We start from the raw sequence: 18,686 nt of genomic DNA on the forward strand, positions 1-18,686 counted from the left end.
TGTCAACGGCCGATATGCTGCATGGATGCCCGCGGCCAGAGGACTCGACGATGGCGCGTAGGCGGGGATGGGACGGGCAGCCGCCCAGCAGTGACGAGGAAGCTTCCGAGCGGATCACCGCCGCAGCGGTGAAGTTGATCGGCGAGACCGGCGCGGCGGTAAGCCTCGCCGACGTCGCGGCAGAACTCGGCGTTATCCGACAAACCGTCTACCGGTATTTCCCCACCGCCGATGCGCTGATGCACGCCGCTTCCATCGCCTCGGTGGACGGTTTCCTAGACCGGCTGACGGAGGTGGTGCGCGGCATCACCGATCCGGCCGAGGCACTCACCGAAGGTGTGCTCTACACCCTGGAAGAGGTCACTCGGACACCACATTTGGCCATCATGATGTCCGAGCCCTACGCACACTCCCACACGAGCGATATGACCTCGGATCAGGCGCAGGCGTTCGGTTTGCGCATGCTCGGCCGGTTTGACGTCGAGTGGGATCAGTACGGATACGACGACGAGGCCAAGCGCGGACTTGTGGAGTTCGCGCTACGAATCATGTTGTCGTTCTTCGTCTCCCCCAATGAGGCCACCCGCTCCCGCGACGAATTGCGGCGCTTCCTCGCGCGCTGGCTGGGCGGAGCCATTCTGGCCCAGCCCTCTCATTAATCGAGATTTACGTTTCAACTAAACGTTTATATCGCCTTTCATAATTAGTCTGGGCGGACATACCGTCGCCTTATGAAGCCGATCAATCGACGTGCCGTGCTCGGCGGTGTCGGAGTGGCGGGGGTCGCAGCCGTCGCCGGTGCAGGAGCCGACCGTGCACTGTCTTCCCCGCGCTCCCGTGACGACATAAAGGACCAGACCGTGACCGATGACGCCGCCCGCTTCGGCGATCCCCGCATCCCTGCCGAACTGAACACCGCCCAACCGCACATGTTTCACCTCGGCGCCCTGGCACCGCAGACCTTCGACGGTGGAGACCTGCGCCAGGCGCACGAGGGCAACTTCCCCATCCTCACCGGGCAGCAGGCCAGCATCGTCATGGTGACCCTGCAGCCGGGCGGAATCCGGGAGCCACACTGGCATCCCAGCGCCTGGGAGATCAACATCATCACCGACGGCGTCGCGAAGTGGACGTTGTTGGACCCCGAGGGACACAGCGAAACCTTCGACGCCCACGTGGGCGATGTGGTCTTCGCGCCCCAGGGATCGCTGCACTATTTCGAGAACAAGGGCACCGAAGACCTCAAGCTGCTGATCGTGTTCAACGCGAGCACTGCGGAAGGCAAGGACGACATCGGAATTGGCGCCTCGATCAGCAAGCTCCCACCCGACGTCCTGGCCGCTGTGTTCGGTGTGCCGACGGAGACCTTCGCAAAGTTCAAGAAAATCGACGAGTCCATCACCATCCTGCGCAGACCTACCGCGTAACACCCCACCCGATACGTAGGCGCCCATGGCGCGTTCACCGACACTAGCCTTACTCGACGGGCAGCGGTCGGTGCGCGTTATGGAGGAGAAGGTGGCCACATCCCGGCGCCGTCGTGTGTCCTTAAAGATCCGGCGCGCCCTGGTTCTCGGTCACCGCTGGGTCGGCCTGGTGTGCGGGCTCCTTGTCGTGGTCGTCAGCACCAGCGGTGCCCTGCTCGTGTACCAGCCGGAGCTGATCCGTGCGCTGCATCCCGAGATGTTCCACGCCACCGCCGCCGATAAGCCGGTTGGCTTTACGCAGGCGATGAACGCGGTCCAGTCGCGCTACCCCGACATTCAGCTTGCGAATGCGTCACTGAAGGACGGCGTGTACCTACTGAACGCCTCGACCGACACCCACGACACGTTTTTCGTCGACGCGGGGACCGGCGTGATCAACGGGCGAATGGACCTCGGCACGGGCGTGCTGGGGTTTCTGGTCAATCTGCATGATTGCGGTTTCACCTGCGAGGACTACAGCGGCTATCTGCCATTCCTCGCCCAGCCTTGCCCGCTGGCGCAGATGAACGCCTTCTCTGGATTATCCTGGGGCGCAGCGATACTGGCGTTCGCAGCGGTCCTCCTCCTGCTGCTGGTGGTTCCCGCGCCGTACATCTGGTGGAGGGCGATCCGTAAGTTACGCAACGCCTTACGTGTGCGATGGGGCTCAGGACGGTTCGCTCGCGATTTCGATCTGCACGCCATAATCGGCATCGTCGCCACGGCGCCGTTGATCGTATGGGGGCTGACCGGATTGCAATTCGAGATCCCCGGACTCACCACCCTCTGGTATTCGCTGACCGGGGGCCAGGTCGCCGAAAACACCTTCACCGCAGACTCTGGCGATCAGAACGTCACCGTGGCGGACGCCATGGCGGCGGCCAGGAACCAGTTCCCGGGCTCTGAGGTGACCTGGATAGGCATGCCGGACACCGAGAATTCGTTCTACACCGTCGACCTGCTGGATCACGACGGGCCGGACCTACGGGCGTACAGCCACAACTACCACGGGAATCGTTCCGTGGGCGTAGACGCTCACGACGCCGGACACGTGCAGATTCTTCGAGGTAAGCCAGCCACCGCGTCCAACGCCATCGCCGACGAATGGGCCAGTTCTGCCGCACATTTCGGCCTTGCCGTGAGCGGCTATTGGCGCGCGATCTGGTTCGCCCTCGGCATGGCTCCCCTGCTGCTCGCGATCACCGGCTTCAGCACCTGGCGCTGGCGCCGCCGTGCCCGTCTGCGGGCCCGCGTCAGGAGCGCACAGGTTCCCGGCGCGGACGCGACAGCACCCGAGTCGGCCACCAGAACCACGTCCCCAGCAGCCGAACGAGTGCGGGCACAATGAACGAACGCACGATCAACGTGTCGAGCAGCAGACCGATGCACACGGTGGTGCCCACCTGGCCGATGGTCCGCAGATCACTCGACAGCATCGCCAGCATCGTGAAGGCGAACACCAAGCCGGCGGAAGTAACCACGCCACCAGTACTTCCCAGCGCGCGGATAAGTCCGGTGTTCAACCCGGCATGGGTCTCTTCTTTGAGCCGGGCGATCAGCAACAGGTTGTAGTCCGAGCCCACCGCCACCAAGATGATGAACGTCAGCGGCAGGATCAGCCAGTGCAACGGCAGCCCGACAAGGTGCTGCCAGATGAGCACCGAAAGGCCGAACGCACCCGCGAACGAGAAGGCCACGGTGCCGATAATGACGAAGGGCGCCACCAGACTTCGCGTGATGACCATCATGATCAAGAAGATCAGTGTGAAGGCCGCGATTGCCGCGATGAGCAGATCCGATGCGGCGTACTCCTTGATGTCCTTGTTGTTGGACCCGGCACCGCCGATATAGACCTTTGACCCGGCCAACGAGGTTTCCTTCAGCGCCGTCGTGATGGCATCGGGGAACTCGTTGACGTGCTCGATACCTTCCGGGCCCATGGCATTTCCTACGTGGGTGACAATGAACCGGGCAGCCTTGCCATCGGGTGACATCATCAGCGCCATACCGGTTTTGATGTCCTCGTTGTCGAACGCTTCGTGCGGTATGTAGAAGAAGTCATCGCTGCGGGATGCGTCAAAATCGTTTCCGACGTTGATCATGTCGTCGAAGGTCTGATCCGTCGCGGTGGACTGCAGATTGGTCTGGCCATAGGTATTGACGATGAGGGCTTGTAGCGCTTCCTGGTCGTTGGCCGTCAGCTTCAATAGCGCAACCATCTGCGGCAACAGTCGATCGACGGCCTCCAGGGAGCCCACCGCGTCCTTGATGTCGGCCGCCAGCTTGTCGATGCTGTCGAGCATGTCGAACAACGATCTGAAGGACAAGCACACCGGAATGTCGAAGCAGTGTGGTTCCCAATAGAAGTAGTTGCGCAGCGGACGCATGAAGTCATCGAGGTTCGACACCTTCTCGTCCATGTCTTTCGTGACCTGTTGCATGTCCTCCATCGTCACGACGGTGTTATGCATTTCATCCGCAAGTTTCTGCGTCAGGTCGACGGTCTGCCGCAGGACCGCCACAGAGTGCGCCATGATCTGGGCCTGCTTGTCGGTGTTGGCGTTCTGCGCCTTCGTAAACGGGAGCTGCTGACCGTTTCCACTGCCCTGAGTGGTGAACAGGTAAGGCAGAGAGGCATGTTCGAGCGCTCGCCCCATCGGCCTGGTAATGCTCTGCACCATCGCGACGCCTGGAAGGCGCACCAGGCTCTTGGAGACCCGGTCCAATGAGATGAAATCGGCTGAGTTACGCATGTCGTGATCCGACTCGACCATGAGCATCTCGGTGAACAACTTGCTGGGCGGGAAGTGCCGGTCCGCGGCGGCAAAACCTTCCTTCGCCGGAGCGTCCGACGGCTGATACGCGCGATCGTCGTAGCTCACCTGGTAGGTCGGCACGAAGACCGCTCCGACGAGAACTGCTGCGGCACTTGCCACGAGTATCGGCTTAGGCCAACGCACCACGCTTGCCCCGATGCGGCGGTACAGACGTGCCTTGGCCCTTTGTTTGGGGTCGAACAGCCCGAACAGGCTGCCCAGGTGCAGCATGGCCGGCCCGAGCGTGAGCGCTGCCGCGATGGTCAAGAGCATGCCGATGGCAACGGCCGGACCCATGGTGTGGAAGTAGTTGAGCCGCGCAAAGCTCAGACACAGGCCCGCGCCCGCGATCGTCAATCCTGAGCCGATGATGACGTGAGAGACGCCGCGGTACGCCGCGTAGAAGGCGTCCTCCCGACTCAGGCCTGCGTTCCGCGCCTCGTGGTAACGCCCCAACAGGAAGATGCCGTAGTCCGTACCGGCGCCCAGCGTCAGCGAGATCACGATATTGACCGCGAATGAGGACAGCTCGATATATCCGAAGTGCCCGAGAGTCGCGACAACCCCTCGCGCAACCAGCATCTCGACCAGAACGCCGAACAATGGCACCAGCATCGTGGTGACGGAGCGGTACACCATCAGCAGCATGAAGATGATCAGGAAGATCGTCACGATCGTGATGTTGTTCAGGCTGGAGTTCGCGACGCTCAACGTGTCCGAGGCCAGGGGGGCCGCACCGCTGACATAGATCTTGAGACCGGGCGGTGGAGTGTCCTTGTCGATCAGGTCCTTGACCGCGACGACAGATTTGTTCGCCTGCATCTGGCCGATATCACCTGCCAGGCGCAGCAATACAAACGCTGAATTGCCATCGAGGCTCTGTGCCCCGGCCGCGGTGATGGGCTTTCCCCACGTGTCCATCACGTACTGCACGTGCTCGGTGTCGTTCTTGAGCCTGCGTACCAGATCGTCGTAGTACTGGTGATCGGCCTCGCCGAGCGGCCGATCGGCCTCCAGTACCAGCATGGTCAAGCTGGTGGATGTGGACTCCTGGAACTTCTCCCCGATCTGCAGCATTGCCCGCTGAGACGGGGCGTAGTGCGGGATCATCGGCCCGGCGAGTTCTGCCGCAACGTCTTCCACGTGCGGCACAAACGTATTCGTCGTTACCGCGACGATGGCCCAGAAGACGATGATCGGCACCGCCAGGACGCGGACCATCCTCGCGACGAAGGGCTTCCTCTCCCGATGCTCGCTCATGCCGACTTCACCCTGCACATGACGTTCGCGTCCGCGTGATCGTCGGACATCTCATCGCGGACCACATCATTCACCCGTATCCGGCAGCCGACCTGGCCCCCACGCACCTGTACGGAGATGCTGCCCGACACCACGGTGAGAGTCGTTGTCTCCGTGTGCGACCACGGCAGCGTGGTCACGTCAACCTGGTGCGGATGACCGTCGATATCGATATAGCTCAACATCCCGCCGTTCCCGACTGAGCCGAAGACCTCGTAGGTGAGGGTTTTGGGCGTGAACTCCGGTGGTGCCTGCGGCGGATTGACGGTGAGCACGGGTCCGGGAGCCGACAACTCGTGCACCTTCAACATCGAGCCACCGGCCACTCCGAGCGCGATGACTGCGACGAGAGGCATCCAGGCTCGTGCCAGGACCCTCCTGCCAACCGAACGTGGGCTCACCCGACCACCTCCCGCACCTCACGTCACGCGTATGTCAATGGAACTGACATAAGTACGGTCGGAAATGTTATCAGCCCAACCTGGGAATCCGAACGCCAACTTTGACCACCCCGACAGTCCGTCAGATCGGCGTCATGCCGCGCGTGGCAGCCGCGCCTTCAACCGCCGCATTCTGAGTACCTGCGCCGTGATGTTGATCGACGAGATCATAGGAATCACCCCGAGAAATGTTCGCTCGGAAGGTGTGGCTCCGTGCAGTTGCTCGAGGCTGCCGAGCACATAAAAGCATCCCAGGCTGAAGATCGTGGCCGGGATGGAAAACGCCCACAGCGACCCCCGGTCGGTGATCGCCTGTCGTGCGAAGTGGAGCTCGTCGTCCGACATCGGCTCCCGTTTACGCACCTTCTTCAGCACGGATGGGTAGCCGCCGACCTGGTCCGCCAGCGGTGACGACCCACGGGTCCTCAGCCGCGTGGTGTACACGAACATGCACGTGGCGAAGGTCAGCAGGGCCACGAAGGCGAGAATCGCCAGGTACCCGAAGAGGTGCCAGTTATGCCCCAAGAAGTTCCAGTTCATCACACCGTCCCTTTGCCCCGCCGTGGAGGAATCTTCTTGGAGATACTCGAGGTTTCCCCGGATCAAGTCAAGGCTCCTGACACTGCCTGCCGCTCGTATCGTTATGCCAACAGTGGGTTCTAGGTGTGCTGTACTGGCCAGATGCCCGAGTCTCGCGAGCTCAACGAGGTGGTCGATGCCGCGATCGAGCAGTCGCTCCTCGGTGGCCCACGCAAGTACACCCGCTCGCAGGTAGCCGAGCTCTCCGGCGTGCCCGTCGAGCGCGCCCGGAAGCTATGGGTGGCACTAGGCTTCGCGGCGGCGGAAAGCGATGCCGACGTCGCGTTCACCGATGCCGATGTCTCCGCGATCCGCACCTTCGCAGCGCTGGAGACGACGACTTCCGCCAACGAACAGAGCCAAGTTGCCGCCGCCCGAACACTCGGTCAGGCCATGGCGCGGCTCGCCGAGTGGCAGGCGGACCTACTCACTCGCGAGATCGGAGATCGCATTGCCGCCGACGGCGACCAATTCGCGCCCACGTCAAGCGTCGAGGCTGTCACCCAGACAATCTCCACACTGACGGCGCTGCAGGACTATGCCTGGCAGCGACACCTCGCCGCGGCGCTCACCCGAGCGCATGAATCCAGCAGCACCACAAGACAATTACTCGTAGGTTTTGCCGACATGGTGGGCTACACACGCCTGTCCCGCCACCTGGACCCCGAAGAGCTGACGAACCTTCTAGAGGCCTTCGAGACCGCGCTCACCGATGCGATCACCACGCATGGCGGCTGGGTGATCAAGAACGTCGGCGACGAGGTCATGTTCGCGGCCGCGAACGCCAGAACGGGCGCGCGCATCGCTATCGCCATGAACGCGGCGATCACCGAAGCAGCACAGCGGATTCCGGACATGCCGCAGATACGAGTGGGCTTGGCCTACGGACAAGTGCTCGTGCGCTTCGGCGACCTCTACGGCACCGTGGTAAATATCGCGGCGCGACTGACCGGCGTGGCGCGGCCCGGAACGATCCTTCTCGACGACGCCGCGGCAACGGCGTTGGGGGACAACGACGAATTCCTTCTCCGCCATCTGCGCGGTGTGCGCGTCAAAGGGTTCTCCCGATTGGGTTCGCACGTATTGCGCACGCGAAAACGCTGACAGTTTCTCAAATACACCCACCGGATACGAAAGGCAGCAGATGGCTCAGTACACCGAGGAGACCGTCTTCGAAGCACCCCGGAACATCGTGTACGAATTGCTCGCCAACCGCGAGGGGTACAACGCGTTCCTACCCTTCACCGTCACACTGGTGCGCCCCGGCGCCACCGAACGGCAAGGCGTCGGGGCCGTTCACCGCATCGGCATCGGACCCGTTGGCGTCAAGGAAGAGATTGTCGACCTCGTTGAAGGCGAACGCATCCAGTACCGGGTCGTTGGCGGACTGCCGGTGCGCTCACACATAGGAACCATCACGCTCACCGATCACCCTCAGGGGACTGCGGTGCGTTACTCGATGGAGTCCACTCCGCTGATCCCGGTGCCCCATGCCGCGATGGTTTGGGTGCTGCGTCAATCGATGTCGAGCCTTGTCAACGGCGCACGGCGCGAGGCCGCGCGCAGAGGTGCGGGCGGCACTTCTCGTGACGCCTCTTGAGCGCACATTGAGTAACGGCCGTATTTAAATTCCAAGCGCACAGATTTGCACATCTGGTCCATTCGGTGCGCCTTTTTTGGGCCGGTAATTTTTTGGCATGGCTACTTACGCCCTACATGACCATTGACTCGTATTAAATACTTTTCCGTCACGGTTCCGTCTCACCCGGGGAGAGGTGCGGTTTTGCCGCGATGCACCTTCTGACATGCCTGTTCGCCGGGTACTCGCCGAACATCTGATCACCGCCGTGCCCCTGTTAGATCACGAGCGCAGTTCGTTTTCCGCATCAACTTGATAACCACCCTGTATGCCAGCTGGACGCCATTTTTGGTGCGTTATAAAGTTCAGCCATCGAATTTCAACCGCGTGATTTACACGCACAAGCTAGGGAGTCGGGTCGGTGGCGATCATCTTTGATCGATTAGCTATTCAAGTAATTGCCAGCACTGGTTTATGTGCGGCCGCCCTGGCATGGGCGCCGTCCGCGGTCGCGGAGTCACTCGCCGTCGGGTACTACGCCATCGACGACAGCGCCGGCGGCTCCGGTAAAGGTGCGCTCGTCGGCGCCCCCGCCGCAGGAGCGGCACCCATAGCCGGTGTGCCGATCCTGCCGGGGCCTGTCGCGGCACCCGCCGCGCCCGTCGTTCCGGCAGCACCCGTTGTCCCGGCCGCGCCGATTGTTCCTGCGGCGCCGGTGGTTCCGGCGGCACCCGCTGTCGTCCCCGCCGCCGCACCCCTGGATGGCGCGCTGGCCGCAGGCCCCGTGGCCGGCAAGGGCGCACCGGTCGGTTCTACGGTTCCGGGTGGTCCGACCCCGGGCGTTCCGACCCCGGCCGGCCCGCAGGACTGATCGCCACACCCGATTCCCCGAATGATGCCGAGGCTCCCCTAAGGAGTCTCGGCATCATTGTTTTTCGCTCATTATTAAGGGCCGCAGCGGGTTCCAAGCTTGTCGCGCCGCTACTCCTGCACGACTACCGGATCGCCGATATTGACGTTGTTGAAGTACCACTCGGCGGCAGCCGGAGGCAGGCTGATGCAGCCGTGGCTGACGTTCTCATAGCCCATCGCCGGCACGGCCCACGGAGCCGAATGCACGAAGAGGCCGCGGTTGGTGAAACGGACGGCGTTCTCCACGTCGATTTTGTAGCCATCGGGAGCTGTGACAGGAATGCCGACGCTGCTGGAATCCATCAGCACCGAGCGCTCCTTACCTAAGACCGAGTAGGTGCCGACGGGTGTCGGATACTCCGGCCGGCCCATCGAGGCCGGGAAGACCCCCTCCTCGCCCAGACGGGGAAGATGATGCGGCGCAGGCAATCCCGTCTCCCCATCCGACGGTCGTCGCCACACTCCTTCGTAGGACACCGTGAACGTGTGCCGAGAGATACTGGCGATACCAATAAGGGCAGGGCCGGTCGAGATCTCCGCGGGCTTGCCACCCACCATCAACTTCACCGTGCTGTGCGACGGCCAGAACCGGTCCGGAATCCATTGCACGACGTCGTTATCGATCCATTCGTACTTCCCCGTCATGGCGGGCGTTGACGTGATCCCCAGCGCCCGCTCGGCGGCCTGGCGGTTGGCAATGGGGCCGTTGAAAGTCACTACCACGGGGTGCGCAATACCCACAGACTTGTCGGGTGTGGGCGCAATGGATCTGATGTCCAGATTAAGCGGCAGACTGACCGCCGTGGTCTCGACGGCGGTGGCACGCCCGGCCAGCGTCGCCGCAACCACGGATACCGCGACAACCATGTGAAGAACTGTCCTCATCGACCCGACCCCTTTGGGATGACCACTTCGTCATGAACGATGTGATCGTATGGACGTGTCAGGGCCGGAAGTAGCGGGCGCGCTTGCCGTTTCGGTAACGCGTTCCCCACGGTTTGATAACGAAAAAGTCCGTGGAATTGGCCCGCTAACTGGTCTCAGAGGAACCCCAAATTATGGGGTCTCATCAGGCGTTTTCCCCAGAGATGAGGTCCGTCAACAACGGGGACATCAGCGCGACAATCTCGTCGTCGCTGGCGGCCGCCAGATCGGGCATCTGCAAGAGGTACCGCTGACTGGCAATCCCCATCAATACGGCACTTAACAATGCCGCTCGCAGCCGCGCGTCGGGCTGCTCGATGGTGGCCGCCACCGAACTCACCGCGTGATCGGTTACCTGCTCGCGCAACAACTTCAGGGCATCCTCGCTGGTCATGCTATTACGCAGCAGCACCGCCATGGGGCCATCCGGCTCGGCCGCCCATCCCGAGAGCAAGCCGCGCAGATAGTTCTCGGCTGTTTCCGCGGGATCCGTCACGGTCAGCTCGTCTACCGGGATTCTCCACTGGACAGCCTCGCGAAAAAGGTTGCTCTTGCTCCCGAAGTATTGGATGACCGACGACTTATCTACGTCGGCGGCGGCCGCGATACCCCGAATCGTGGCCTTCTCGTACCCGACCTCGGCGAACACCCGGCGCGCGGCCGACAGGATTCGTTGCCGCGTCCGCTGCCCCTTGCGCTCGGGTGTTGGTGAAGACATGGACACATCCTCGCAGGAATAAAAGTAGACAGCTGTTGAGTTATTGTGGTCGAGGATTCCGATGGGAAGGGACGAACGCATGACACACGTAATCGACTGGGATGGCGCCTACCGAGAAGAGGACACGCCTGCGTGGAACATCGGTGCACCACAGCCCGAGTACGCCGCACTCATCGACCAAGACGGTGTTGTGCGCGGCGAGGTACTCGACGCCGGGTGCGGATACGCCGAACTCGCGCTGGCCCTGGCCGCGCGTGGACACACCGTCGTGGGGATCGACCTGACGCCCACCGCAGTCGAAGCTGCCACGGCCGCCGCCGCTGAACGCGGTCTGCGCACTGCCACGTTCCAGCAGGCTGATATCAGCTCATTCACCGGTTACGACGGCCGATTCTCGACCATCTTCGATAGTGGTCTGCTGCATGCGCTGCCCGCAGAGCTGCGCGACGGGTACCTGCAGTCCGTTCATCGTGCGGCGGCGCCCGGCGCCGCGTTCTACATCCTGGCGTTCGGCACCGGCGCGTTCCCGGACCACAACGGTCCCGCACCGACACAGTTCACCGAAGAGCAGCTACGCGAGGTGCTCTCGCAGCACTGGCAGGTCGAGAGCATTCGCCCCGCGCGTCTCCAGGCGGGAATCGGCGAAGCGCGTGTGCAGTTGCCCGGACATCTCGTGATCGCCCGCAAGGCCTAAGGGGCCCGGTGATGGCCTTTACCCCGAGTGAACGGGAGTTTCTGCGCCTACAGCCCATAGGTCGTCTGTGCACCCTAGGCGCCGACGGCGATCCGCAGATCAGACCGGTAGGTGTACACCTCAGTCCTGATGGAGCGATCGACATCGTCGGTCACGCGCTGGCATCAACGCAGAAGTGGCGCAACGTGATCGGTAACCCGCGCGTGGCCTTCATCGTCGATGAAGTGATCTCGGTGAAACCGCCGCGGGCGCACGGCATCGAGATCCGCGGGACGGCGGAGGTGATGCCCGATCAGGGCAGCACCGACGGCGGGCTAAGCGGCGACATCATCCGAATTACGCCGCACCGGATCATCTCGTGGGGAATCGAAGACCCACAGACGCGCGGGAGAAACGTCTGACGGACACGGGCGAGGCATCCTGCCTTAAGCATGCTGCGCCGAATCAGTCCTTCATGTGCGGCGCAAGCAGTGTGCTCCATGCGCGTACGAGCTTGTTGTATTCGTCCTCGCAGCCGTCAGCGCGGTCTTGCGGGAGGAGGCCGTCGGTGACGACGTCAGCGTTGCCGTTCGGGTTCGAGCCGTAGATCCAACATTCGAAGTTGTACATGCGCGCCTCATTGAGCGTGTGAACGTCGGCGAGCGCCGCCTCGTCCGGGCTTCCATCCTCCTGACTCTCGACTCTGTAGGCGCGCGCAATGTCCTTGGCGGCCTGGACGTTCTCGGGGTCGACGTGGCCATCGTCGTCGGGCGTCAGCAGCACGTATGCCGACATCTGGTCCGCTACGTCTTCCTCACGGCCGGTGGCAGGCAGGTCGTAAAGATCAATCGCCATGTGACCGAGTTCGTGGTAGAAGGATGCGACGGCAATCCGGTAGGCGACACCTTCGGGATCGGGATCCGCGGCTTCACGGAATATCCGCAGACTCTCGTCGACGTCCTCGTAACACATGGTGAGCGATCTATCCGATTGGCTCCAATAGTCGTTGGCCTCGCCGCACTGTGAACCGACCAGCGGGACATCGAAGGGAAGATTGAAAGAGTCCGTGACGCTTTGGGCCAAGTCTTCGAGTAGATGCTCGCCCTGTAGCAGCGCACGTCCTCTCGTCGCTTCCGGCGTGGAGGCGTCCTCGTAATTCGTAGTCATGCGCCCGGCCACAGGCGCTGCCTCAGTGGTTGACGACGCGGCAATCCCCGATTCCGTGGGCATTGGGTGGCCGCCGCTCCCACAGCCTGCCGTCAACATCGCCGCTACCAGTAGCCCAATCCTGGCCGTATGTACCTGCACGAGAAATCCTCTCCATGCCGATTTCGCCCACCGATACGGAAATCCGTGGTGGATGCCCCGGAAGCAGAAGCATACAATCCGTTTCCTGAATCAGCACCAGCGTTCGATATACCTGCGCCGCCAGTCAAACATCTTGTGGCCCAAGCTGATCCCAGGCCGGTCCACCGCAGCGAAAAGCGTCTATCTATACGACTCACGCCCTTCGCGCCTTCGAAATTGTTTACGGCTTTCAAGAAATGCGCCACGTATTCGACTTCACGGCAGGAACATTCATTTGTGCTACGGACACAGGCGGGCTGGCCTACGATGCGGTTGTGATGAAATCGGTTCAATGCCGGTTGGTTGTTGCACTCACCGCCGCCGCCGTGACAACAATCCCCGGCTGTTCACAGCCCGCCAAAAGCCCCGCACCATCGGTGTCGCCGTCGACCACCAAGGCGCCACACGGCTCGAGTTCGCCGGGCCAGTCCACGCCAAAGAGCACAACCACCTCCGTGGTAACGCTGCCGGGTGGAAAGACAACTACCACAACGATTGTGATGGTCCCGAGTCCGAACGGTGACGGATCGATGGTGCCCTGCGAGGGCAGCATCTGCACCAACCCCAACTATGGAGGTGGAGAGAATCCTGGCGGGGATGGGCCACCCGAACCCGGACGGACCGTATTTAGCGGTCCATCCGATGGCCCGCCCGAACCCGGGCAGACCACCTTCAGCAGTCCGACTCAAGGCCCACCCGAACCTGGACAAACCACCTTCAACGCCCCTGCCGACGGGCCGCCCGAACCGGGGCAAACAACGTTCAACAGCAACTAGTTGGAGCGCTGGATAGACACCGTGAACAGCCCGTTTCATCCTCTACCACCTCCACCACCGTGGCCGCCGCAGCCTGTTCCGACTCGGACTTCGCCGCGGCGGATTTTGCGGCGGTTACTCGTCGTCACGACTGGAATCGTTGCGGCCGTGGCAATCACACTGACAGTTCTCGTCCTATGGCCGAATCCCACTGTGCCAGCGGAACAACCGAACATGACGCCGGTAATGACTGGCACCAACAATGACTGGTTGTCCTTCGATGACTTTGTACCGGGAATCGCTATCGCTACCGACAACATTTCCGATTCCACACACACGCTCGAATGCACGCTGGCATTCCTCGGGCGGGATTCCTCAGGTGCGGCGATCGCCTTTACCGCAGGGCACTGCGACCAAGACGGCTATACCGACCGGCCTTACTTCACCCGAAAGGCCGACCCGGACAACTCGATTGACTTGGGCGATTTCACCACCTTCCAAACCGCCGATCAGCGCAACAAAGTAGTCAAGACTGACAAGGACGACTGGTCCGACTTCGCCATGATCACGGTGGACACCGCACTCGCCGCCACGGCGGAAGATAACTCCCGTGTTGCCGGGGTATACCGAGTCACCAAGGTCCTGGACCACCACTATCTACTGAACACCAACGTGACTCTGTGCAAGTTCGGCTTTGTCTCCGGAGAGACCTGCGGCAAGGTCGAACGGGTCACCGAGTCCCGAATCGAAGCGGACCTATTCTCCCTGCCAGGAGATTCCGGTGCTCCTGCGTACGTAAAGCTGGGCAACAATGAGGTGGCCGCTGTCGGCATCCTGCGCGGATCCCCCGAAGGGGACGACGGCTACACCGAATTCACGCTGTTAGCGCCCGTGCTCGAAACCACCAAGGCCACCGTGTTCTGCGGTAGCTCGAGCTGTCCCGCACCCTAGAAGTGTCACTGTCCGGCAACGCTTCTGTGCGGTGCCTCCATCGCTCTAGGCACTCACGGGCGTTGTGTTCCGGAATCGGGCACGGCAGCAACGGCCGCCCTTACCGGGAGCCAGATGAGGGACACCAGAACCACTCCGCTGCTGCTCATCAGAATCTCCCCGGCCCAGTATCCGTGGTAGGCGGGGGCCAGCAACATCAACGCCGCCGCTGCCGACGTGCTGAGTCCCTGGCAGACCAGGAACACATCAACGGCTTGGCGGTATCGGATCGGATTGGCACTCGCGAAGATCAGATACAACCCCAGACCCACATTGAGCCCACCGAACATCACGTGCCCGTCAAACGCTCCGATGGCCGACGCCATGCGCTCCGGAAGCCCACTCGATGAGCGCGCAAGGGACACCGTCCACCAGATCGCCGTGAAGGAGGTGCCACACCACAACACCCCGACCATGCGCAGTACGTAGGGCAGTAGCGGCGATCGCGGATCGCCCAACATCCACCGACTACCCGACTTCGGTGTGGCGTTCATCCAGCTATGTTAACCTACAGAGGTGTCGGTTAAAAGGCCCGCTGAAATTCGCCGACGGCTCAAGGGAACTGAGCGGCGCACACTGATAGTCGAGGCGGCTCTGCGTCTGCTCAGCGAGCGTCGCTATGACGGCGTGTCCATGGGGGACATCGCGAAGGCAGCCGGGGTGTCACGCCCGGTCCTTTACGATCACTTTCCGTCGAAGAAGGAACTCGTGCTGTCGCTGTTCCACGATGAGACCGAAGCGCTGCTCAAACAGGTTCGTTCCGCCGCGAGGCAGGGCATGACGCCACGGGAGCGGACCTGGCGCGCCGTTGATGCCTACTTCACCTTCGTCTCTGAGCATCCGGTGGTGTCGCAGATACTGACACTGGACTCTGCATTCGAACCGGATATTGCCGAAAGCGGTAGGCAGATGCGGACTTTGGCGGAGATGGGCATCGCCCCTCTTCTGGAGGCCGAGTTTGAGCGCCGCGGTAAGGAACCGGCCAAACGGCTCGCAGAGATCAATGCGGCTGTTCTCGTCGCCGGAATCATCCGGATTTACGAGTGGTGGCTGGAGCATCCCGGCGTGACCCGCGCGGAGATTGTCGAGTACACCCTGGGCACGCTATGGCCCGGGAGCAACCCGACAATGGGCTGAGGGCGCCGTAGGGGCCTACCGGCCCGCGTTGCGCGCCAGGTCGATCGCGAACTGGTTCACAAAGGTGCCGGCCCGCGGGTCCCCGCGATCGCATGAACCGTCGGATTCCCCGGGGCGCTTGACCCACAGGTAGGCATCGACGTTCGGGCTCGCGGTGGCCGTGGTGGGCGGGGTGCCCAGTGCCCGGCCGCTGGGATTACACCAGTAGAGCGCGTCAGCGGTGGGTCCCGCTCCGTTGCGCGAGGTGTCGATTACGTAGTGCGCGCCGTTCGTCATTCCGGAAATCGCGTCGCCGTATCCGATTTCCTCATCCGTGGTGAAGAAGTTCGCGGTGTTGAGGCTGAAGCCTCGCGCCTTGGCGACGCCGACGTCGTTGAGCCGGGCGGCCATGGTGTCGGCGCTCACCCAACGCGAATGGCCGCCGTCGACGTAGAGCGCAGTGGCCGGGTTACGGGTCAGCGTGTCGACGGCATATCGCATCAGCTCAAAGCGTTCCTGGCGCTGGCCGGCCGACAGGCAGTCGGCCATGGCGAGCGCATCGGGTTCGAGGATGATCACTGCCGGACCAGAGCCCACAGCGGATGCGACGCCATCGATCCACCCTCGGTAGGCATCGGCCGACCCGAAGCCCCCGGCCGCGAAGCTGCCACAGTCGCGGTGCGGGATGGCGTACAGAGCGAGTACCGGCGTGGCACCGGACGCCTGCGCCGCACTGATGTACTTCGCGTCCACGCTGGGAGTCGAGACGTTGTCCATCCAGTACGCCTGCGGCGTGTTGGCGATGGAAGTCAGCTCGGGGCTTCCCCCACCCTGCGCGGCACGCATGGCCGCCGAGTTTGGATTGACATAGAACCCCTGACCATCCAACGGGTTATCCGCCCTGGCCACCGGGCCAACGAATAGGCCCAGACATGTAACGGCCAGGAGGGGGGCGATCCATCGCGCGAGGACACCAGCAGCTGAGGAAATCACCTCAGAAAACTAGCGGTATCACGCCCACGAGCGCCATTCGGCCCAGGGGGGCAGATCTCGTGGGCTACCTGTCCATGGTGTGCGGCGGATTGTCTACTTCCTGCTTGTCTTCACAAGCGCCCAACTCGTTGACGAGTACACAGTTATCTCCGCTGTCCTGCTGGCTGGGCGGATCCTGCTCGCAATCGCCGACCTCGTTGACTCGCTCGCACATCACGTGAGCGGTGGGCGCCGCAGACGCGACGGGAACCACGACGTGAAAAGAACCCGCGATCGCGGCGGCACAGGCCGCGGCAACGACGCCTCCAATACTGGCCATAGTGCCCTCCCTTCTTCATAGGGGCACAGCCCCCCGATCACGGTTTCCCAGCAGCGGCAAGTCGTGCACACGGGCGGTGACCACCTATTTTACTAAGTAATGATCGTGCTGATGGCCGATTGAGACGCGGATCGGCGTCTACCTCCCCGGGGTCTGCGCGCTAGTGTGCTTGCGTCGGCCTCAGCGAACAGGCCGATAGGAAAGTTGGACATCTCATGACTGCACCGGCAGAAGCATCGGCACTCGAAGCACGCATCGGCCACTACTACCAGATGGACGGCCCCTATCTGGTCGGTCGTGAGAAGGTGCGCGAGTACGCCCGAGCGGTGCAGGACTATCACCCCTCACACTGGGACGTCGACGCCGCCGCGGATCTGGGCTACTCGGGCGTGGTGGCGCCGCTGACATTCACGTCCACCCCGGCCATGGCCTGTAACCGCCGCATGTTCGAATCCGTTGTCGTCGGTTACGACACCTACCTTCAGACAGAAGAGGTCTTCGAACAGCACCGTCCGATTGTCGCGGGAGACGAACTGCACATCGACGTGGAGCTGACGTCCGTGCGCCGAGTCGCCGGCCGGGACCTGATCACCGTGACCAACACCTTCACCGATATGGCTGGCGAGCGGGTGCACACCCTGCACACCACCGTCGTCGGCGTCACCGCCGATGAAATCAATCCGGGGACGATGGCGGCCGTGCAGAGGGCGATGATGCACGACGTCGACTTCTCTGGCATCGGCGCAGCGGCCGAGACCTACGAGAAGACCCTGCGGCCCGCGGGTGAGGTTCGGATCTCTGCCGACTCCGCACGACCCCCCGGGACGCCGTCCTTCGACGACGTGAAGGTCGGCGACGAGCTGCCGGTACATCACACCCGCCTGTCCCGGGGCGACCTGGTGAACTACGCCGGCGTCGCAGGCGATGCCAACCCGATTCACTGGGACGAGGAGATCGCCAAGCTGGCCGGGCTGCCCGACGTAATCGCACACGGCATGCTCACCATGGGGTTGGGGGCCGGATTCTTCTCGGCGTGGTCGGGCGACCCGGGCGCGGTGACTCGCTATGCGGTCCGGCTGTCCGCACCGGCGATCGTGTCGTCCGCCGAGGGCGCGGACATCGAGTTCGGCGGCAAGATCAAATCGCTGGATCCAGAAACCCGCACCGGCATCATCATTGTGACTGCGAAGTCCAGCGGTAAAAAAATCTTCGGCCTCGCGACCATGCACGTCCGCTTCAGCTGACCTGACGATCCGCGGTCACAGCGGTGCAGCGTGGCCTTGCCAGGTTCACGACTGGACGCGACCGCCAAGCTGGTGGACAACCGAGTACAAGTTGGCCACTCCCCAGTGCTCGACGATCTGCCCGCGCCGCACGCGCATCGCGTCGACAGTCTCGAACCGTACGACCCTGCCCGTCGGCTCGATTCCGAGAAACGCGCCGCGATGCGTTCCGTGATAGGTCTTGAAGGTGGTGACCACGTCACCATCCACGGTCTGCCAATGGATTTCGGGCCGGAAATCAGGGAAGGCGGCGCGCAGCCGCTGATAGAGCACCCGAACCCCGTCCTTATCGGCTGTCGTGCCCGGTTGCGGTGTGTGATCGACGAAGTCGTCGGCGAACAGCGTCTCGAACAAGGCGAAGTCTCCCTGACCTTGGACTCGCTCGGTATTGCGTCGCACGATCTCCTTAGCGATGTCTCCAGGCACGCTGTCGCTCATGAGATGTGCTCCCTCGTGTGTCTGTTTCCGGCGTACACT

General features: G+C 62.6%; 22 protein-coding genes. 11 read left to right on the forward strand and 11 right to left on the reverse strand.

What is annotated here, in order from left to right; genetic code table 11:
- Positions 1-50: 50 nt before the first annotated feature.
- The 3 genes from B4394_RS08550 (at position 51) to B4394_RS08560 (ending at position 2,814) form a co-directional block, all read left to right on the forward strand.
- Positions 51-659, forward strand: a complete 609-nt coding sequence (locus B4394_RS08550; RefSeq protein ID WP_078313025.1) for a TetR/AcrR family transcriptional regulator — start codon at positions 51-53, stop codon at positions 657-659.
- Positions 660-731: 72 nt separating this feature from the next.
- Positions 732-1,427 (forward strand): cupin domain-containing protein, encoded by a 696-nt coding sequence (locus B4394_RS08555; protein ID WP_078313026.1) that lies wholly within the window; start codon positions 732-734, stop codon positions 1,425-1,427.
- A 115-nt stretch (positions 1,428-1,542) separates the two neighbouring features.
- Positions 1,543-2,814 carry a PepSY-associated TM helix domain-containing protein gene (locus B4394_RS08560; protein ID WP_078314770.1) on the forward strand — a complete coding sequence of 424 codons (1,272 nt, stop codon included), beginning with the start codon at positions 1,543-1,545 and terminating at the stop codon, positions 2,812-2,814.
- Here B4394_RS08560 and B4394_RS08565 read toward each other — a convergent pair.
- The 3 genes from B4394_RS08565 to B4394_RS08575 form a co-directional block, all read right to left on the reverse strand.
- Positions 2,720-5,503, reverse strand: a complete 2,784-nt coding sequence (locus tag B4394_RS08565) for an MMPL/RND family transporter (RefSeq protein ID WP_078314744.1) — start codon at positions 5,501-5,503, stop codon at positions 2,720-2,722. The genes B4394_RS08560 and B4394_RS08565 overlap by 95 nt on opposite strands.
- A gap of 35 nt (positions 5,504-5,538) precedes the next feature.
- Positions 5,539-5,937, reverse strand: a complete 399-nt coding sequence (locus B4394_RS08570) for an MmpS family transport accessory protein (RefSeq protein ID WP_078313028.1) — start codon at positions 5,935-5,937, stop codon at positions 5,539-5,541.
- Positions 5,938-6,114: 177 nt separating this feature from the next.
- Positions 6,115-6,561, reverse strand: coding sequence for a hypothetical protein (locus B4394_RS08575; RefSeq protein ID WP_078313029.1), 447 nt, complete (start codon positions 6,559-6,561; stop codon positions 6,115-6,117).
- A 141-nt stretch (positions 6,562-6,702) separates the two neighbouring features.
- Between B4394_RS08575 and B4394_RS08580 the strand changes: the two genes are divergently transcribed.
- The 3 genes from B4394_RS08580 to B4394_RS25345 all read left to right on the forward strand — a co-directional run bounded on the left by B4394_RS08580 (position 6,703) and on the right by B4394_RS25345 (position 9,050).
- Positions 6,703-7,704: an adenylate/guanylate cyclase domain-containing protein gene (locus B4394_RS08580; RefSeq protein ID WP_078314745.1), complete on the forward strand. Its 1,002-nt coding sequence runs from the start codon at positions 6,703-6,705 to the stop codon at positions 7,702-7,704.
- 40 nt (positions 7,705-7,744) lie between these two features.
- On the forward strand, positions 7,745-8,200 hold the full coding sequence (locus B4394_RS08585; protein WP_078313031.1) for an SRPBCC family protein: 456 nt from the start codon (positions 7,745-7,747) through the stop codon (positions 8,198-8,200).
- Positions 8,201-8,600: 400 nt separating this feature from the next.
- The gene (locus tag B4394_RS25345) at positions 8,601-9,050 is read left to right on the forward strand and encodes a hypothetical protein (protein WP_078313032.1); all 450 of its coding nucleotides are present in this window, start codon (positions 8,601-8,603) and stop codon (positions 9,048-9,050) included.
- A 110-nt stretch (positions 9,051-9,160) separates the two neighbouring features.
- Here B4394_RS25345 and B4394_RS08595 read toward each other — a convergent pair whose 3' ends face one another.
- Entirely contained in the window at positions 9,161-9,958 is a 798-nt protein-coding gene (locus B4394_RS08595; RefSeq protein ID WP_078313033.1) for a L,D-transpeptidase, read from the reverse strand.
- Positions 9,959-10,160: 202 nt separating this feature from the next.
- Positions 10,161-10,733: a TetR/AcrR family transcriptional regulator gene (locus B4394_RS08600; RefSeq protein ID WP_078314771.1), complete on the reverse strand. Its 573-nt coding sequence runs from the start codon at positions 10,731-10,733 to the stop codon at positions 10,161-10,163.
- A 79-nt stretch (positions 10,734-10,812) separates the two neighbouring features.
- On the opposite strand from B4394_RS08600, the gene B4394_RS08605 reads away from it, so the two are divergent.
- The gene (locus B4394_RS08605) at positions 10,813-11,427 is read left to right on the forward strand and encodes a class I SAM-dependent methyltransferase (protein WP_078314746.1); all 615 of its coding nucleotides are present in this window, start codon (positions 10,813-10,815) and stop codon (positions 11,425-11,427) included.
- Positions 11,428-11,438: 11 nt separating this feature from the next.
- Entirely contained in the window at positions 11,439-11,828 is a 390-nt protein-coding gene (locus B4394_RS08610; protein WP_078313034.1) for a PPOX class F420-dependent oxidoreductase, read from the forward strand.
- A gap of 43 nt (positions 11,829-11,871) precedes the next feature.
- Here B4394_RS08610 and B4394_RS08615 read toward each other — a convergent pair whose 3' ends face one another.
- Positions 11,872-12,672: a DUF4344 domain-containing metallopeptidase gene (locus B4394_RS08615; protein WP_078313056.1), complete on the reverse strand. Its 801-nt coding sequence runs from the start codon at positions 12,670-12,672 to the stop codon at positions 11,872-11,874.
- 370 nt (positions 12,673-13,042) lie between these two features.
- A complete protein-coding gene (locus B4394_RS08620) occupies positions 13,043-13,312 on the reverse strand; it encodes a hypothetical protein (protein WP_078314747.1) in 270 nt (89 codons plus the stop codon).
- Positions 13,313-13,754: 442 nt separating this feature from the next.
- On the opposite strand from B4394_RS08620, the gene B4394_RS08625 reads away from it, so the two are divergent.
- A complete protein-coding gene (locus B4394_RS08625; protein ID WP_139360036.1) occupies positions 13,755-14,459 on the forward strand; it encodes a chymotrypsin family serine protease in 705 nt (234 codons plus the stop codon).
- Positions 14,460-14,512: 53 nt separating this feature from the next.
- Here the strand turns inward: B4394_RS08625 and B4394_RS08630 are convergent, their stop codons facing one another.
- Positions 14,513-14,992: a hypothetical protein gene (locus B4394_RS08630; protein WP_139360037.1), complete on the reverse strand. Its 480-nt coding sequence runs from the start codon at positions 14,990-14,992 to the stop codon at positions 14,513-14,515.
- Between the two features lie 22 nt (positions 14,993-15,014).
- Here B4394_RS08630 and B4394_RS08635 point away from each other — a divergent pair, with 22 nt between their 5' ends.
- Positions 15,015-15,635, forward strand: a complete 621-nt coding sequence (locus tag B4394_RS08635) for a TetR/AcrR family transcriptional regulator (RefSeq protein ID WP_078314749.1) — start codon at positions 15,015-15,017, stop codon at positions 15,633-15,635.
- A gap of 15 nt (positions 15,636-15,650) precedes the next feature.
- On the opposite strand, the gene B4394_RS08640 is transcribed toward B4394_RS08635, so the two are convergent.
- Entirely contained in the window at positions 15,651-16,559 is a 909-nt protein-coding gene (locus tag B4394_RS08640) for a glycoside hydrolase family 6 protein (protein WP_078314772.1), read from the reverse strand.
- Between the two features lie 112 nt (positions 16,560-16,671).
- Complete coding sequence (locus B4394_RS08645; protein WP_078313039.1) at positions 16,672-16,926, reverse strand: hypothetical protein; 255 nt, start codon at positions 16,924-16,926, stop codon at positions 16,672-16,674.
- A gap of 215 nt (positions 16,927-17,141) precedes the next feature.
- Between B4394_RS08645 and B4394_RS08650 the strand changes: the two genes are divergently transcribed.
- A complete protein-coding gene (locus tag B4394_RS08650; protein WP_078314750.1) occupies positions 17,142-18,170 on the forward strand; it encodes a fused (3R)-hydroxyacyl-ACP dehydratase subunits HadA/HadB in 1,029 nt (342 codons plus the stop codon).
- A 45-nt stretch (positions 18,171-18,215) separates the two neighbouring features.
- Here B4394_RS08650 and B4394_RS08655 read toward each other — a convergent pair.
- Positions 18,216-18,686: ester cyclase (locus tag B4394_RS08655; RefSeq protein ID WP_217697766.1), on the reverse strand; the 471-nt coding region annotated here is incomplete at its 5' end.

The sequence above is a fragment of the Mycobacterium sp. D16Q16 genome (assembly GCF_002013745.1).
Taxonomy (GTDB): domain Bacteria; phylum Actinomycetota; class Actinomycetes; order Mycobacteriales; family Mycobacteriaceae; genus Mycobacterium.